Origin of the sequence: Nocardia sp. NPDC005978 (assembly GCF_040614455.1) — a bacterium.
Classification (GTDB): domain Bacteria; phylum Actinomycetota; class Actinomycetes; order Mycobacteriales; family Mycobacteriaceae; genus Nocardia.
In genome coordinates, this window is sequence record NZ_JBEXUS010000059.1 from 1 (window position 1) to 15,303 (window position 15,303).

Here is a 15,303-nt window from a genome sequence, read left to right on the forward strand (position 1 = left end):
GGCGCGCCGGTCCTGTCGGCCGGCATGGCGTCGGCGGCTCCCGCCTCGTAGACCGGGCCCGGCTCGGGATTCCCGGCCAGGGTCAGCGTCAAGCGGACCGGGACCGGCCGCTCATCCCCCGCCGTCGCGGGCGGGCCCACCTTGACCGCGATGTAGTACCAGCCGGCGAGGGCTTCCTGCCGCAGTCGCGCGGTCGAGGCGGTGCGATTGGCGTATCGAATGGGCACCGTGGCCATCACCTTGCCCGAAAGCGGTAGCGACACATCCTTTCCCGTGTAGACGTGGGTGTCGAAGTCGACCTCCGCGCCGACCGGGGAGTACAGCGCGGTCGCGATATTGGAAGTGGCTTCGGTGCCCGAACCGCCGTTGCCGGTGAAATCGACCCGGTACGCCAGGCCCTGTCCCCAGTCGGCGCGCACCCGGTAGAACACGAACTCGCCGGGTTGCAGGGTGTCGGTGTAGTGCCCGCTGCCGTCCAGGGTGGCGGCCGCTGCCAGGGATGCGCCGCCGGTGACCGGCTGATCCGGGCCGCCGGAATCGGTGAGCGCGGTCGGCTCCGAACTCGGGGCCGGGCCGGGATCGGTCACGCCGTGCTCGACGCCGATCAGCAATTCCAGGGGCAGCCGCTGCGGCAGGCCGTCGGAGGTTCTGTCCCAGGTGATTTCGAAGTAGTAGCGTCCCGCGCCCCGGCAGCCGCCGCTGCCCTTCTCCTGCGCGCCCCGGAAGGTCGAGCTCACGGACAGCGTGACGCCGTCGCTGGAGCGGGAGGCCTGATCGGTCTCGAAGACGTTGCAGTCCTTGCCGTTCGCGTCGTAGACCCGGATCTGCACGGTGTTGAAATCATCGAGAACGTTGATGTCGGGCAACCGCGGGAACGACATCAGCCCCGTGAAATAGACCGTCCCACCGGCGGGCGCGTCCACGCCGTAGTACCGCTTCTCGCGCTGGCCGATGGTGTCCAGGTAGTGACCGGCCGCCGCGACGGGTGCGGTGCGGTAGGTGTCGGTGCCGACGATCGGGGTGCCCGAGGCCGCGTAATTGCGCAGCGCCGCACCGGTGACGCGGGGCAGGATCCGCTCCAGCGCGGCCCCGTCCGCGGCGTCGGCGTAGGTTCCGCCGGTCACCTGTGCCATGCAGCTCAGCTGTGCCCGGGCCTTCTCGTCGACCGCGAACCCGATCGAATGCACGACCAGGTCCACACCCTTCTGCTTCAATTCCCGTGCCACGTCACAGGGTTCGGGCGGAGCACAGGTGTCGTCGCCGTCCGACACGAGCACGATCGACCGCGGTCCCGAATCCGGCAGGGCCGCGGCCGCCTCTCGCAACGACACCCCCATCGGCGTCCACCCGCGCGCCTGCACCCCGTCCACGGCTCCGGTCAGGGCACCCCGGTCCAGCTTCCCCGGGTGCTGCAACACCCGCACGTCCCGGCACCCGGCCGCGCGCTCGGCCTCGTCGTTGCCGGTCCCGGCCCCGTAAACAGCCAGCCCCACCGCGGATTCGGCCGGGGCGGATTCGACGAACCCCCGCACGGCCCGCTTGGCCGAGTCCATCATCGTCCCGCCACGGTCGGGCCGCTGCATCGACCCCGACGCGTCCAGCACGATCATGGTCGGCGCGTACCCCGCCCCGCCGGGGTACGCGAACCCGGCCGGCGGCACCACCCCCGGCGACAGCAACGCGACGGCGACGGCGGTGAACAACCCGGCAATTCTGGACGTTCTCGACATGATCCTCTTCGAGCGCTCGGCAAATCTGCCCACCGAACGTACCCACATCGAGGCCACTCGAAGACGGGCGCACCGGGTCGCCAGGTTCTACCGGGTCCGAGAATCATTCCACCGCTGCACAATTCGGTGTGAACGGCGCATTTGCGCCACCGCTCCGGCGTGGATCACCCGGACGGCACCGGGTTTCCATACAACGAATTGCCGAGCGGTCAGCCCTTGCGGCGGCGGGTGCGGCGCCAGCCGAAGGGGCCGGGCAGGTCCATGGAGGTGGTTTCGCGGCCGGTGGTGCTGGTGGTGTAACGGGGGCCGCTGCGGCCGCCGGTGGTGAGGGACAGGGATCCCTTGTTGATGTTGAGGCGGACGCCGGGGAAGATCTTGAAGCTCTTACGGAACGTGAAAGGCATTGGAGAGCCTCCTTTCTCGGGGATCGGATACCCGGCGAACGGCAAGTGAATCGCCGGCTTCCGCGCGATACCGGCTTGCGCCGGCGCGGGGTGGCGTGGTTTAGTCGCAATCACTTCAGTTCGGAGCTCCCCGGAAGTACGTCGCAGATGGGAGCCACGCACCTCGGGTCTTCGCGGTGATGAAGGGGCGGCAGTGTATTTGCTGACCCCTCCTGGAGGTATCTCACATGCAGTTCGGTATCGGTCTGCCCATTTCCGCTCCCCACGCCCTGCTCGACTGGGCTCGACGCGCCGAAGCCGGTCCGTTCGCCACGCTCGGCCTGCTCGACCGGCTGGTCTACGACAACCCCGAGCCACTCACCGCACTCGCCGTGATCGCGGGCGCAACCGACCGCATCCGCGTCCAAACCGAGGTGCTGCTGGCCCCACTGCGGGATCCGGTGCTACTGGCGAAACAGATCGCCACCCTCGATGTCATGTCGGGCGGTCGCCTGACCCTCGGGCTCGGCGTCGGCGGCCGCGCGGACGACCACATCGCCTCCAGCACCGACCTGCGCACCCGCGGCAAGCGCCTGGATCAGAACCTGGAAGTCATGCGCCGCCTCTGGTCGGGCAAGCCGTACGGCGACGACTGCGGTCCCGTCGGCCCCGCCCCGCTCCAGCCCGAAGGTCCCCAGCTCCTGTTCGGTGGCTTCCAGCCCGCCGCGATCGATCGCGTCGGCCGCTGGGGCGGCGGCCTGCTCGCCGCCGCCCCGCCGTCCTGGGCGGGCGGGTTGTTCGACACGGCCCGCGCATCCTGGAAAGCACACGGCCGCAGCGGTTCCCCGCGCATCGTGACCCAGGTCAATGTCGCCCTCGGCGCTCCGTCGGTGATCGAGGAGGCCCGCACCACGATGCGCGCCTACTACAGCTTCACCGACCGAGCCGACTTCATGGTGAACGGGATGCTCACCACCCCCGCCGAAATCCGCACCGCGATAACGCAGTTCGACGCTCTCGGCGCGGACGAGGTCGTCTTCTACTGCTACGGAACCGATCCCACCCAGATCGATCGCCTGGCCGACACGATCGCCTGACCCCCGCCACCAATAGTGGTGGCAATGAAATCGACGGCATCCGCGCCGCCCGCTGGGCGGCCGGATTGCCGGCCGATGCCGCTAGATTTCAGGCATGACAGTCCTACCGAACGAATCGGTTCTGGTCCGCACCTGGTTCGGCGACGACAACGCCTGGAAGCGGCTGGTCGAACAGGTCAGAACTCCGAGCGTCGAAGATTTCGTAGCGACGGTGATGTGCGTCGATGACAAGGCTTTTCAGGACCTGTCCCCGGACGCTCTCACGGCCCTACAGCCCGACGAGCCGCTGGTCTCGTTCCTGGCCGACGAAGTCACCCTGACCCATCCCGAATTCCCCGTCCTCGCCGTCTACGTGGGCGCGGACGAATACGACGAGGAAGAGGGAACGGACACCCGCCCGTTCCGCGTCGTCCCCGGCGCGCTCTGGAGCGTGGAGAACAACATCAACCTCGGAAACATGGGCTGGGACGAGATTTCCGAGGCGGCAGACGAGGACCGGATCTATCGCGGGATGGGTTCGGGCGAATAGTCGTCGCGCGGGGTGAACCACCGCCGCGTGTGCGGAAGCAGGATCAGCACGGCAGCCGGCCGACAGAAACTCGATTGCCCACCCGCGTGCGCCGATCTAGCGTCTGCCCGATGCGGACCGTCATCATCGGCGACATTCACGGCTGTTTCGACGAGTTGGGCGAGCTGGTCGCGAAGGTCGGGTTGGGGGCGGGCGACCTGCTTGTCGGTGTCGGGGATCTGGTCGACCGTGGGCCGAAGCCGCTCGAGGTCGTGGACTTCTTTCGGGGGCGGCCGAATTCTGTTGCGCTGATGGGTAATCACGAGCGCAAGCATGTGCGTGGGATCTTCTCGTATGCGCAGGAGATCACGCGGTTGCAGGCCGGTGCGGGTTACGACGAGATGGTCGCGTGGATGACCGGGCTGCCGTATTTCTTCGAGAACGAGCACGTTCGGGTCGTGCACGCGGCCATGGTTCCGGGCATACCGCTGGGCGAGCAGCGGGAAGAGATCCTGTGCGGGTCGACGCGGGGCGAGCACGAACTCAGGGACCTTTTTCCCGAGGGCTATTGGCACGAGCACTACACCGATTCCAAACCGGTCGTGTTCGGTCACCACGTCACCGGCGACGCGCCCCTGGCCCGCGACGGCCGGGTCGTGGGCCTGGACACCGGAGCCTGCCACGGCGGCTATCTGACCGCGCTCTCCCTGCCGGACTTCACCTTCCACGCGGTGCGGGCCCGCACGGATCACTGGTCGCGTGTGAAGGAACACTGGCAGCTACCGGTCCTGAGGACCAAGCCTTGGACCGACTACTCCTGGCAGGAACTCGACGAAGCGATCACCCGGTTCGCCAGGACCTCCGATCCGGCCGCTCGCGCCTGGCTGACGTCGATCGAGCACTGGGCCGCGGACCTCCGGTCGCGCATGCCCGCACTGGTCGAGTCCGCCTACGCGACCGCCGCCGAACTCGACCCCGCCCACATGCGACATCACCCCGCCGCCATGTTCCTGTTCCAAACCCGCGGCGGCAAACTCGATCTCGCGAGCCTCGGCCGCCAATGCACCACCCCGCGCAGAACGATCGCCCTCGCGGCGGCATTGCGTGTCGATATCCCCGGCATGCCGCACTAGCGCGGCCCTGCGCTGATCCGGGCCGGTCGCGATGGTTGCCACTTCTCCACCCTGTACTTCAGCTGAGCGAACCCGTGGCCGAGGTCGGTGGCCGACTCCAGGTGCAGCGCAACGTCTTCGAGCAGTTCGCCGAACAGGCGGTGGCCGCCGCCGATCAGGACCGGGGCGACGCTGATCACCAGGCGATCCACGCGGCCCGCGCGGAGGAAACTCTGGATCAGGCGGCCGCCGTCGGGGTAGACGTGGTCGATTCCGCGGGCGTCGAGGTCCGCCACGAGGCTGTCCAGATCGCGGTGGACGGTGATGCGGGGATCGGCGCCCAAGGGCAGGGTCGTGCTCAGCACCGCGACGTGGCGATCGCCGAAATGCCAGTTCTCCGTGCCGAAGCCGAGCATTGTTTCGTAGGTCTTGCGGCCCATCGCCACGGCATCGACCGTCGCGAAGAACTCCTGATAGCCCAGATCGCCGGCTTTCTCTCCCCGCGAGGTCAGCCACTCGATGTCGTCGTCCATCCGGGCGATGTACCCGTCGAGGCTGGTGCCGATGAAAACGGTTGCGGTGAAACTCATTCAACTCTCCTGAACAGATGATCCAGATCAGAACGAAGCAGTTCGGCCGGGTCGCCGTCGCCGGTCAACGCCCATCGCAGCAGGGATCCGTCGGTGGTGATCTTCACGGCCCGGGCGAGCTGGGCGACGTCCACATCGGCCGGAAGCTCTTCTTGCGCAACAGCTTCGGCGAGTAACTCCCGAAGCTCCGCATCGACGGCCCGGGTATGCGCGACCGCGTGCACCCGAAACTCCGGATCGGACAGATCGAGCTGCAACATCCCGAGGTGGTTGGCCAGAACATCCGGGGTGGCCATCATCCGAGCCACCCCTTCGGCCACGGCATACAACGCCGCCAACGGCGACTCGCACTCCGCCCGCGCCCGCCGATACGGCTCCCCCGCGCCCGCCGCCGCATCCGCGGCGAACGCCAGCAACAACCCCCGCTTGGACCCGAACCGCTGGACCAGGGTGGCCGGCGACACCCCCGCCTCCGCCCCCACCTGCGCGAGCGTCAACTTCCCGGGACCGTGCATCCCGATCGCCCGCCCGGCGGCGGCGAGAATATCGACGTCACTGGTAGATCGTGGTCGTGGCACAGCACCTCCTTCCACTCGACGCATCGCTCGTTTATAAATGATCGTTCATTTACTAATACCCCTCGACCCTCGCCGAACGCAACAGCCACAGATTGAATGCACGATCCGCCACCCACCACCGTGACCTAGCATTCTGATGTGTTCATCCCCGGAATCGGCGCTTTCGTCCCCGTCCCCGCCCCGGACGGCCAGGCCATGTGGTCGCCCCAAGTCCAGGTGACCAGCACCCTGTTCCCCGCCCGGATCGAGGTGAATGTCATCCTCTCCCCCGGCGAATCCCCGAACGCACCCCTGATCACCGAGATCCTCGCCGACATCGACGATCACCTCTCGGCCGCCTTACGGTTCCTGCACCGCTCCCTGCTGTCGAACCCCTCGACATTCGGCCTCACGGACAACGAGGCAACCCGCTACCACCGCTTCGATCCCACCTCGTTCCCGGTGGACCACCCCCAACTGACCTTCTACGCCGACTCCGAGTGGCTGATCCGCTTCGCCGAAGGCACGTTCCCGATCTGCGACCCCTACGGCGTGGGGGTCACCTTCGCTGACACCACGCCCGTCCGCGTCGAGGACTTCAGCGACTGCGACTAGGCGAAGCGCACATCGCGAGCAGACGAAGTCGTCAATCACGGCGCTGCGGCTCGAACCTGTCGTGCAGGGCGTTGAAAAACGAGCTTCTCGGCTCGCCGAACCACGGGAGCGGATCCCGGTCGTCGTCGTCCTCGACGATCTCGGTCGCCGGCCAGGCGCCGCTGGTCACCTCGGCGAGGAGGAACTCCAGGAGGTCCGTGTAGGTCGGAGCGCAGAGGTGGTGGCACTCCTCGTTGCGGCCGAAATTGATTATCTGACCCGGGGTTCCGGCCGGGCCGGGGTCGAAGTCCAAGCCGATGTAGTCGGGGCGGGTGGGGTCCGACCAGAGGGGGATCCAGCCCGGGGAGGAGTACAGGGGTTTGATCTTGCCTTGGGCAGCGGGATAGACCATGCCGGACGACTGGAGAGATTGGGTGGCCGGGTTGTCCTTGACGCTGTCCCAGAGCTGCCAGGTGCGGCGAATCTCACGGGTGGACATGAACACCAGCGTCGGAATGCACGGGACGCCGTGATCGTAATCACCTACCGCAGAATCGATCTGACCGTTGTGCACACTCAGCACCGCCGCGACCTCTGCGGGAAGCGGGCGGCCGATCGCCCGCTCCAGCATCGCCAATTGGCGGGGGCGCGCGGGGCCCGCGAGATTCTCGTACGCCAGGGGAACGTTATCTCGCAGCCAGGCCACGTAATCGTTGAACACATCGAGCGCACGCACCGGCCCAAGCTAGCAAGACCGGCCCGCATCATCTTGGACTGCGGGCGAATTCCGTTACCGAACACCCGCCAGTGCCGCGGCCACCGTTTCCTCCACCGCCCGTTGCGCCTGCGCCGCGCCGCCCGGATGCACGTAGTAGTTCACCTCGAACAGGTCCGCGCCGCGGCGCACCACCGCCGACGCGTACGCGGTCCCGCCGCCGTCGACGGTGGACACCGCGCATGCTTCGTCGCCGAACGCCGTAGTGGCGCTGAACTTCCCGCCCATCGCGGTCGCACGGCACAGATCCGCCAAATAGGCTGCGGCGCGCTCGGACCCCGTATCCCAATTCACTTGGCCGTGCCGTAGCAGCCGCACGTGCAGCGAACCGTACATCTCCGAACCACTGCCGCTCCGCGCGGACACGTAGTCGCAGGCCGCCCCCGGACCTGACGAATAGTTGGCGTCCGCCAGCGGAACACCCTCGGGCACAAGCTTTTCGAACAGCGACGTCCCCACCGCCGCACACAGGTCGGGTGGCGCCGCCGCGGCCGGGCGCGCCCGCTCCACCGCCGCCACGACCTTCACGTAGATACCCAGCGCCGCGAACACCAGCACCACCACGGCCACCGCCCACAGCAGTCGCCGGCGAAATGTCGATTCGCGCACAGCCATACCGCTCCTCGTCCGTCGAAGCACCACCGTGAGACCCCGGCGCCGCAGCCCGCGCCCGCACGCAGCCTACTCGGGCGCGACCGCCCCGAACGCACCGAAAACACCTCCGCCGGACACGAATCGGGGCCGCTCAGCCAAAGCTGAGCGGCCCCGATTCCGAGCTGCTACGGGTTAGAAGTAGTGGCTGCGTCCACCGACCCGACGGCCCGTCGAACCCAGCAGCACCAAGACCGCCCCGACGACCACCAGCACGATGCCGATCGTCGTCAGAATCGGGATCCCCAGCAGAATGCCGGCCAGGAGCAGGATCAAACCGAGAATGACCATAACCACTACCTCCGTGTTCTCCGCACCCCGTAGATCCGGGTGCCTGACCACGCAATAGCCGAGGCGGTGGAAGTCAAACGGTCTATGCCCCAGATATTTTGCCGCTACTTCTTGGGGATGACGATCCCGCTCAGATCCGCGTTGCGAATCGGGGTGTCGGGATTGGCCTGCGCCCGGCACATCAGGTCGATCGCGGTGATCGCCGGGCCGACCACATCGCCGTTGGGCGAGGACGTCGCGACCTCGGTGTCCTTGTCCAGATACTTCTTGACGGTCACACGCTGCTTCTCGCTGTCCTGGGACAGGAACTCGCTACACGGGGTGTCGCCGCCCTTGTTCACCACTTCCTCGGCCTTGTCACAGCCGGTGGTGAGCAGCGCTGTCGCCAGCAGGCCCGCCAGCGCCGCGCCGGTGACCGCACGATGGGTTCGGGATCGCATCAACGTCCTCCAGGGTGAGTGTTTTACGGAACTCTCCGAGACCTACCCGTTCACGCCACATCTGCACACCGACCCTAGCCACAGGTAGGCGTAGTTTGGGTCCTGCGGGCCAGGGAAATCGCTGTTCGAGACCGAATCGTCGATATTGAACGCGGCTAGGAGGCTACCTGTGCGGTGTGTGGTGCTCGGTGCGACCGGATACATCGGCGGCCGATTGGTCCCCGAACTCCTCGATCAGGGCCATACGGTGCGGGTCCTGGCCCGTAACCCGGGCAAACTCGCCGAGGCCCCGTGGCAGGACCGCGTGGAGATCATGACCGGCGACGTCACCGACGCGGCCGCGGTGACCCGGGCCCTCGAAGACACCGACGTCGTCTACTACCTGGTGCACTCGCTGGTCCGGCGCGACTTCGTCGAGATAGATCGGCAGGCCGCGACCACCGTCGCCAAAGCCGCCGCCGCGACCGGCGTGACCCGACTGGTGTATTTGGGCGGCATCAAACCCGACAGCGACCATCTCTCACCCCACCTGTCCTCACGGGTGGAAGTCGGCGAGATCCTGCTCGCCTCCGGCGTCCCCACGGTCGAGTTCCGGGCCGCGGTCATCATCGGATCCGGTTCCGCCAGTTTCGAAATGCTGCGCTACCTGTCCGAACGCCTGCCCGCGATGATCACCCCGCGCTGGGTGCGCAATCGCATTCAGCCGATCGCCATCCGCGACGTCCTGTACTACCTGACCCACGCCGCGACCCTGCCGCCGGAGGTGAACCGCTCCTTCGACATCGGCGGCCCCGACGTCCTGACCTACCTCGACATGCTGCACCGCTACGCCGAGATCGCCGACCTGCCCCACCGCCGCATCGTCCCCGTGCCGATCCTGACCCCCTGGCTCTCGGCGCAGTGGGTCAACCTGGTCACCCCGGTGCCGCGCGCGATCGCGGTGCCGCTGGTGGAATCGCTGATCCACGAGGTCGTCTGCCACGAGCACGACATCGCCGAGTACATCCCCGACCCGCCCGGTGGACTCATCGGCTTCGAACGCGCGGTGGAACTCGCCCTGACCCGCATCCGCAGTTTCGACGTCACCACCCGCTGGTCCGACGCCGAATACCCCGACGCCCCGTCCGATCCCCTGCCCACCGACCCCGAATGGTCCGGCGGCTCGGTCTACCTCGACTACCGCGAACGCCACACCGACGCCTCACCCGAAGCGGTCTGGCAGGTCATCGAGTCCATCGGCGGCGAACACGGCTGGTACTCGTTCCCGCTCGCCTGGTCGGTCCGCGGCTGGATCGACAAGCTCGCGGGCGGGGTCGGCCTGCGCCGCGGCCGCCGCGACCCGCACCGCCTGCGCACCGGCGAGGCCCTGGACTGGTGGCGCGTGGAATACATCGAACGCCCCCGCCTGCTGCGCCTGCGCGCGGAGATGCGGGTACCCGGCGGCGCGTGGCTGGAGTTGTCCGCCGACCCCGATCCGGACGGCGGCACGCTGTACCGCCAGCGCGCCATCTTCGAGCCGCACGGCCTGTCCGGCCACGCCTATTGGAAGGCGATCGCCCCCTTCCACGGCGTGGTGTTCGGAGGGATGGTCCGCAACATCACCGGCGCGGCGGAGGCGAATCCCGTTCGCGCCGAAGAGAACTCCTAGGATGTCCCAGCAATAACGGCCGCGCCGACCGGATTGCGGGCGCGGCGCGACCGACCCGCGCCGTATACGGGACGACGCCGATTTCGGTCTTCCACACCGCCGACCCGATCGATCGCGACCGATCCGGCGCCGGTCGACAGCCGTGCCGACGCGATCGCGGTCACTCCCACTCACCGGTGCCGGCATGGGGTCGGCGCGGCACGGCTCAGCGACCGTGCCGACGGCTCACAGCGAGTCGAACAGACCCGGATGTTGTTCCCGAGCACGCACTTCGATCGAACCGAACACCAGATCCGCGGGCGGCACCAGGCCCAGGTGCTCCCACGCGGCCGCGGTCGCCACCCGGCCCCGGGGCGTGCGCGCCACCAGACCCGCACGGACCAGGAACGGTTCGCAGACCTCTTCCACGGTCGCGGCTTCCTCGCCCACGGCAACAGCCAGCGTCGAGACACCCACCGGACCGCCGTTGAAGCTGCGGATCAGCGCCGAGAGCACCGACCGGTCCAGGCGATCCAGGCCCAGCACGTCCACGTCGTACACCGCCAGCGCGGCGTGCGCGATCTCCTTGGTGACCAGACCGTCGGCCTTGACCTCCGCGTAGTCGCGCACACGGCGCAACAACCGGTTCGCGATACGCGGCGTACCGCGCGAGCGCCCGGCGATCTCCGCGGCCGCATCGGATTCCAGTCGAACGCCCAGGATTCGGGCCGACCGCTCCAGAATCAGCTTCAGCTCGGCGGGCTCGTAGAAATCCATGTGGCCGGTGAAACCGAAGCGGTCCCGCAGCGGGCCCGTCAGCGCGCCGGAGCGCGTGGTCGCGCCGACCAGGGTGAACGGCGCGATGTCCAGGGGAATCGAGGTCGCGCCCGGCCCCTTGCCGACCACCACGTCGACGCGGAAATCCTCCATGGCCAGGTACAGCATTTCCTCGGCGGGCCGGGCCATGCGGTGGATCTCGTCGATGAACAGCACATCGCCCTCGACGAGATTGCTGAGCATGGCCGCCAGATCGCCGGCTCGCTCGAGCGCGGGCCCGGAGGTCAGGCGCAGCGCGGTGCCCAACTCCCCCGCGATGATCATCGCCATACTCGTCTTACCCAGCCCGGGCGGTCCGGACAGCAGCACGTGATCCGGTGTGCCACCGCGCATCTTGGCCCCGCGCAACACCAGCGCGAGCTGTTCGCGCACCCGCGGCTGGCCGATGAAATCATCCAGCGACTTGGGACGCAGGCTCGCCTCTATCTCGCCGTCGGAAGCGAGATAGCTTGCGCTGACCGCTGATTCGGCCGCGTCGGCGTCGATGGGATAGGGCTCGTCCCCGAACTCGCCGGGTTCGAAGTCGTCCGATTCGTCGATCATGGTCTGCTACCGGTTCTTGCCCAGCAGTCCCAGCGCCGCGCGCAGCGTCTGCGAGATACTCAGATCCGGGTCGGTCACCAGAATCGCGTCCACCGCCGGTTCGGCCTGCTTGGCCGGGAAACCGAGGCCGACAAGCGCCTCCACGACCTGTTCGCGCACCGGGGTGACCGGCGCGGCGGCCGCGGATCCGGGCGGACCCGACTGCACCGGAACCAGATCCACCTTGTCGCGCAGTTCCACCACCATGCGCTCGGCCCCGCGCTTGCCGATACCCGGCACCCGGGTCAGCGCCGCCACATTGGATTCGGCCAGGGCCTTGCGCAGCGCCTCGGGCTCGAGCACCGCGAGCACCGCCATGGCGATCTTGGGGCCGACGCCGGACACGCTGAGCAGCAGTCCGAACAGCTCGCGCGACTCGGTGTCGGAGAAACCGAAGAGCGTCATGGAATCCTCGCGCACGATCATGGTCGTGTAGAGCCGCGAATCCTCACCGCGAGTGAGCGTGGATAGCGTGGCGGGAGTGGCGTTGAGCCGGTACCCGACCCCCGCGGCCTCCAGGACCACATGGTCGAGCCCGATCTCGAGCACTTCACCGCGTACCGACGCGATCACCCGGATACCGCCTTTCGTTGCTGGGCAAGCCTTTCCTCGTACATGCGCCGCTGCGCCGCCGCCGCGGCCTCCGCCTTGGCCATGCGCTCGATCAGCGGCGCGCGCCAGCAGTGGCAGATGGCCAGCGCGAGCGCGTCGGCGGCGTCGGCGGGTTTCGGCGCGACCGCCAGCCCGAGGATACGGGTCACCATCGCGGTCACTTGCGCCTTGTCCGCGGTACCGCTGCCGGTGACCGCGGCCTTGACCTCGCTCGGGGTGTGGAAGTGCACCGGAATGCCGCGCCGCGCGGCGGCCAGGGCGATGACGCCGGCCGCCTGCGCGGTGGCCATGGCGGTGCGCACGTTGTGCTGGGAGAACACCCGCTCGATGGCCACGGCCTGCGGCTTGTACCTGTCCATCCACTGCTCGGCGGCATCGGCCACGCCCATCAGGCGTTCGGCGAGATTCATGTCCGGCGGGGTGCGCACCACATCGACGTGAATGGCCTTCACGGTCCGGCCCACTCCGCCCTCGACCATGCTGAGCCCGCACCGGGTGAGCCCGGGGTCGACGCCCATCACCCGCACGACATCCCCTCTCACCACAGACGAACAATTGTTCGAGAGTGTAGCGCAGCCGAGCGCCCCGATCGGCCATCGACACGGACCCCCGCGCGATCGCCGGAAGTCGCTCCGCGCCCGGCACATCCGGACATCACCCACCGCTCAGTTGCACACCGGACTCAGGCCGAGCAGCGTCGGGTCGGTGGCCCGCGAGGCCCACGCCGCCTTCGGATCGGCCACCAGCCGCCGGGTGCGCAGATCCAACACCCCGCTGACGAAGGCGACCGTGGCCGACAGCTCGCCGTCGGGCCGAATCAGCCTGTGCTCCACCCGATAGGTCTTGCCCGGACCCCACTCCCAGGAGCACGTCACGTCCACGGCGTCACCGGCGCGCAGTTCGCGGTGGTACTTGATGACGGTCTCGAGATTCACCGGGCCCAGCCCGTCGGCGAGCATGTCCTCCACCGAAATGCCCGCCGCCCGTACGCATTCGAACCGCGAGTGATCGGCGAACTGCTGATACGCGGATCCGGTGACGTGCAACTGGGGGTCCAGATCGGACACCCTGACCTCGACTCGGATCCGGAAGGGTTCATCGGCGATAGTCACGCGAACACCATGCCAGGAGCCACCGACAAGAACCGCTCCGCACCGGGCTGATCAGCGACGACGGCATGCGGCAACCACTGCCCACGACCGTCCGCTACACGAGGGGATCCGCTGCGCCGTGCCCCGTTCGTCCAGCCGGAAAGCACCACGGCCGCTCCCGATTCGGGGAGCGGCCGTGGTGACGGAATGGATGGGCGCCTAGTCGGCGTCCAACTCCGCCATCACCTCGTCGGAGATGTCGACGTTGGTGTAGACGTTCTGCACGTCGTCGCTGTCCTCGAGGGCGTCGACCAGCTTGAACACCTTGCGGGCGGTATCGGCGTCGACCGCGACCGACATCGACGGCTGGAAGCCGGAATCGGCGGAGTCGTAGTCGTAACCCGCCTCCTGCAACGCCTTTCGCACGGCGATGAGGTCGGTCGGCTCGGAGATGATCTCGAACGTCTCGCCCAGATCGCTGACCTCTTCGGCGCCCGCGTCCAGCACCGCCATCAGGACGTCGTCCTCGGACAGGCCGTTCTTCTCCAGGGAGACGATGCCCTTGCGGTGGAACAGGTACGACACCGAACCCGGGTCGGCCATGCTGCCGCCGTTGCGGGTCATGGCGACGCGCACCTCGCCGGCCGCGCGATTGCGGTTGTCGGTGAGGCATTCGATCAGTACCGCAACGCCGTTGGGGCCGTAGCCCTCGTACATGATGGTCTGCCAGTCGGCGCCGCCGGCCTCTTCGCCACCGCCGCGCTTGCGAGCGCGCTCGATGTTGTCGTTGGGGACCGACGACTTCTTCGCCTTCTGAATGGCGTCGTACAGCGTGGGGTTGCCGTCCGGGTCACTTCCACCGGTGCGGGCCGCCACCTCGATGTTCTTGATCAACTTGGCGAAGAGCTTGCCGCGCTTCGCGTCGATCCCGGCCTTCTTGTGCTTGGTGGTGGCCCATTTGGAGTGGCCGCTCATTCCCTACTTCCTCGGTTCAGGGGGCTCGGTACTTCCAACATGTACTACCTACCCGGAAGTACCGCCGAAGAGCCCACGGACGGACAGCGCCCCAGTCTACTGCGCGCCCCCATCATGGCCGCGCGCACATGATCGGGGTCCAGCGGGTCATACTCCGGCGCGCGGACGCACCAGGGTGTCGACGAAAAGCCGGTGCACGCGCAGGTCGCCGGTCACCTCGGGATGGAAGGACGTGGCCATGACATTGCCCTGACGCACCGCGACGATCGTCCCCGCCGCCGGGCCCGACGGCACCCGGGCCAGCACCTCGACCCCCTCGCCCGCGCGCTCGACCCAGGGCGCGCGAATGAAGACCGCGCGCACCGGCCCGTCGTCCAGGCCCGCGAACTCCAGATCGGTTTCGAACGAATCGACCTGACGGCCGAAGGCGTTGCGGCGCACGGTCATATCGATGCCGTGCAGCGGCTTCATATCGGGGCGGGTATCGAGCACCTCGGAGGCGAGCAGGATCATGCCCGCGCACGAGCCGTAGGCGGGAAGTCCCTCGCGCAGGCGTTGCTTGAGCGGCTCCAGCAGTTCGAAGACCTCGAGCAGCTTGCTGATCGCCGTGGATTCGCCACCCGGGATCACGAGCCCGTCGACCGCGGCCAATTCCGCCTCGCGGCGCACCGGCACGGGCCGCGCGCCACACGCCTCGAGCGCGTGCATGTGCTCACGCACATCGCCTTGCAGAGCCAGCACACCAATCGTCGCAGTCACGCCCCCGAGCATACGTTCGCGGGGTGGTGTGGCCCTGCTCACCCGGGGTGTAGAGGTTCCGTCAGGACGGGCGTCAGGTGGTCGAATTCGGA

The 15,303-nt window shown here is 68.0% G+C and carries 19 protein-coding genes; 5 read left to right on the forward strand and 14 right to left on the reverse strand.

Annotated elements, in window-relative coordinates:
• Together ABZ319_RS24495 and ABZ319_RS24500 are read right to left on the reverse strand one after the other, a co-directional pair.
• Nucleotides 1–1,703: VWA domain-containing protein (locus ABZ319_RS24495; protein WP_354988807.1), on the reverse strand; the 1,703-nt coding region annotated here is incomplete at its 3' end.
• A 236-nt stretch (nucleotides 1,704–1,939) separates the two neighbouring features.
• Nucleotides 1,940–2,134 (reverse strand): DUF4236 domain-containing protein, encoded by a 195-nt coding sequence (locus ABZ319_RS24500; protein WP_354988808.1) that lies wholly within the window; start codon nucleotides 2,132–2,134, stop codon nucleotides 1,940–1,942.
• 227 nt (nucleotides 2,135–2,361) lie between these two features.
• On the opposite strand from ABZ319_RS24500, the gene ABZ319_RS24505 reads away from it, so the two are divergent.
• From ABZ319_RS24505 to ABZ319_RS24515, 3 genes are all read left to right on the forward strand, one after another.
• On the forward strand, nucleotides 2,362–3,210 hold the full coding sequence (locus ABZ319_RS24505; protein WP_354988809.1) for an LLM class flavin-dependent oxidoreductase: 849 nt from the start codon (nucleotides 2,362–2,364) through the stop codon (nucleotides 3,208–3,210).
• Nucleotides 3,211–3,304: 94 nt separating this feature from the next.
• A complete protein-coding gene (locus ABZ319_RS24510; RefSeq protein WP_354988810.1) occupies nucleotides 3,305–3,739 on the forward strand; it encodes a hypothetical protein in 435 nt (144 codons plus the stop codon).
• Between the two features lie 110 nt (nucleotides 3,740–3,849).
• Nucleotides 3,850–4,851 carry a metallophosphoesterase family protein gene (locus ABZ319_RS24515; RefSeq protein ID WP_354988811.1) on the forward strand — a complete coding sequence of 334 codons (1,002 nt, stop codon included), beginning with the start codon at nucleotides 3,850–3,852 and terminating at the stop codon, nucleotides 4,849–4,851.
• Here the strand turns inward: ABZ319_RS24515 and ABZ319_RS24520 are convergent.
• A complete protein-coding gene (locus tag ABZ319_RS24520) occupies nucleotides 4,848–5,420 on the reverse strand; it encodes a dihydrofolate reductase family protein (protein ID WP_354988812.1) in 573 nt (190 codons plus the stop codon). The two genes, ABZ319_RS24515 and ABZ319_RS24520, sit on opposite strands and share 4 nt — an antisense overlap.
• Complete coding sequence (locus ABZ319_RS24525; protein ID WP_354988813.1) at nucleotides 5,417–6,022, reverse strand: helix-turn-helix domain-containing protein; 606 nt, start codon at nucleotides 6,020–6,022, stop codon at nucleotides 5,417–5,419. The genes ABZ319_RS24520 and ABZ319_RS24525 overlap by 4 nt, the downstream gene beginning before the upstream one ends.
• A 114-nt stretch (nucleotides 6,023–6,136) precedes the next feature.
• Here ABZ319_RS24525 and ABZ319_RS24530 point away from each other — a divergent pair, with 114 nt between their 5' ends.
• Nucleotides 6,137–6,592: a hypothetical protein gene (locus ABZ319_RS24530; protein WP_354988814.1), complete on the forward strand. Its 456-nt coding sequence runs from the start codon at nucleotides 6,137–6,139 to the stop codon at nucleotides 6,590–6,592.
• Between the two features lie 31 nt (nucleotides 6,593–6,623).
• On the opposite strand, the gene ABZ319_RS24535 is transcribed toward ABZ319_RS24530, so the two are convergent.
• The 4 genes from ABZ319_RS24535 to ABZ319_RS24550 form a co-directional block, all read right to left on the reverse strand.
• Entirely contained in the window at nucleotides 6,624–7,307 is a 684-nt protein-coding gene (locus ABZ319_RS24535; RefSeq protein WP_354988815.1) for an SMI1/KNR4 family protein, read from the reverse strand.
• Nucleotides 7,308–7,361: 54 nt separating this feature from the next.
• Complete coding sequence (locus ABZ319_RS24540) at nucleotides 7,362–7,961, reverse strand: hypothetical protein (protein ID WP_354988816.1); 600 nt, start codon at nucleotides 7,959–7,961, stop codon at nucleotides 7,362–7,364.
• Between the two features lie 171 nt (nucleotides 7,962–8,132).
• A complete protein-coding gene (locus ABZ319_RS24545; RefSeq protein WP_354988817.1) occupies nucleotides 8,133–8,288 on the reverse strand; it encodes a hypothetical protein in 156 nt (51 codons plus the stop codon).
• Between the two features lie 104 nt (nucleotides 8,289–8,392).
• A complete protein-coding gene (locus tag ABZ319_RS24550) occupies nucleotides 8,393–8,728 on the reverse strand; it encodes a hypothetical protein (RefSeq protein WP_354988818.1) in 336 nt (111 codons plus the stop codon).
• A 169-nt stretch (nucleotides 8,729–8,897) separates the two neighbouring features.
• On the opposite strand from ABZ319_RS24550, the gene ABZ319_RS24555 reads away from it, so the two are divergent.
• Nucleotides 8,898–10,376, forward strand: coding sequence for an SDR family oxidoreductase (locus tag ABZ319_RS24555; RefSeq protein ID WP_354988819.1), 1,479 nt, complete (start codon nucleotides 8,898–8,900; stop codon nucleotides 10,374–10,376).
• Between the two features lie 225 nt (nucleotides 10,377–10,601).
• Here ABZ319_RS24555 and ruvB read toward each other — a convergent pair whose 3' ends face one another.
• The 6 genes from ruvB to pdxT form a co-directional block, all read right to left on the reverse strand.
• Nucleotides 10,602–11,735, reverse strand: coding sequence for a Holliday junction branch migration DNA helicase RuvB (gene ruvB, locus ABZ319_RS24560; protein ID WP_354988820.1), 1,134 nt, complete (start codon nucleotides 11,733–11,735; stop codon nucleotides 10,602–10,604).
• Nucleotides 11,736–11,741: 6 nt separating this feature from the next.
• On the reverse strand, nucleotides 11,742–12,347 hold the full coding sequence (gene ruvA / locus ABZ319_RS24565; protein WP_354988821.1) for a Holliday junction branch migration protein RuvA: 606 nt from the start codon (nucleotides 12,345–12,347) through the stop codon (nucleotides 11,742–11,744).
• On the reverse strand, nucleotides 12,344–12,913 hold the full coding sequence (gene ruvC / locus ABZ319_RS24570; RefSeq protein ID WP_354988851.1) for a crossover junction endodeoxyribonuclease RuvC: 570 nt from the start codon (nucleotides 12,911–12,913) through the stop codon (nucleotides 12,344–12,346). Before ruvC ends, ruvA begins: the two co-directional genes overlap by 4 nt.
• A 138-nt stretch (nucleotides 12,914–13,051) precedes the next feature.
• Complete coding sequence (locus ABZ319_RS24575) at nucleotides 13,052–13,498, reverse strand: acyl-CoA thioesterase (protein ID WP_354988822.1); 447 nt, start codon at nucleotides 13,496–13,498, stop codon at nucleotides 13,052–13,054.
• A 198-nt stretch (nucleotides 13,499–13,696) separates the two neighbouring features.
• Nucleotides 13,697–14,452, reverse strand: a complete 756-nt coding sequence (locus ABZ319_RS24580) for a YebC/PmpR family DNA-binding transcriptional regulator (RefSeq protein ID WP_354988823.1) — start codon at nucleotides 14,450–14,452, stop codon at nucleotides 13,697–13,699.
• A 147-nt stretch (nucleotides 14,453–14,599) separates the two neighbouring features.
• A complete protein-coding gene (pdxT, locus tag ABZ319_RS24585; protein ID WP_354988824.1) occupies nucleotides 14,600–15,223 on the reverse strand; it encodes a pyridoxal 5'-phosphate synthase glutaminase subunit PdxT in 624 nt (207 codons plus the stop codon).
• Between the last annotated feature and the right edge of the window lie 80 nt (nucleotides 15,224–15,303).

Bases quoted from the DNA above. Each gene is read 5' to 3' on its own strand.
- ABZ319_RS24500 (WP_354988808.1), bottom strand. From the start codon at position 2,134: ATGCCTTTCACGTTCCGTAAGAGCTTCAAGATCTTCCCCGGCGTCCGC.
- ABZ319_RS24505 (WP_354988809.1), top strand. From the start codon at position 2,362: ATGCAGTTCGGTATCGGTCTGCCCATTTCCGCTCCCCACGCCCTGCTC.
- ABZ319_RS24510 (WP_354988810.1), top strand. From the start codon at position 3,305: ATGACAGTCCTACCGAACGAATCGGTTCTGGTCCGCACCTGGTTCGGC.
- ABZ319_RS24515 (WP_354988811.1), top strand. From the start codon at position 3,850: ATGCGGACCGTCATCATCGGCGACATTCACGGCTGTTTCGACGAGTTG.
- ABZ319_RS24520 (WP_354988812.1), bottom strand. From the start codon at position 5,420: ATGAGTTTCACCGCAACCGTTTTCATCGGCACCAGCCTCGACGGGTAC.
- ABZ319_RS24525 (WP_354988813.1), bottom strand. From the start codon at position 6,022: ATGCGTCGAGTGGAAGGAGGTGCTGTGCCACGACCACGATCTACCAGT.
- ABZ319_RS24540 (WP_354988816.1), bottom strand. From the start codon at position 7,961: ATGGCTGTGCGCGAATCGACATTTCGCCGGCGACTGCTGTGGGCGGTG.
- ABZ319_RS24545 (WP_354988817.1), bottom strand. From the start codon at position 8,288: ATGGTCATTCTCGGTTTGATCCTGCTCCTGGCCGGCATTCTGCTGGGG.
- ABZ319_RS24550 (WP_354988818.1), bottom strand. From the start codon at position 8,728: ATGCGATCCCGAACCCATCGTGCGGTCACCGGCGCGGCGCTGGCGGGC.
- ruvB (WP_354988820.1), bottom strand. From the start codon at position 11,735: ATGATCGACGAATCGGACGACTTCGAACCCGGCGAGTTCGGGGACGAG.
- ABZ319_RS24580 (WP_354988823.1), bottom strand. From the start codon at position 14,452: ATGAGCGGCCACTCCAAATGGGCCACCACCAAGCACAAGAAGGCCGGG.
- pdxT (WP_354988824.1), bottom strand. From the start codon at position 15,223: ATGCTCGGGGGCGTGACTGCGACGATTGGTGTGCTGGCTCTGCAAGGC.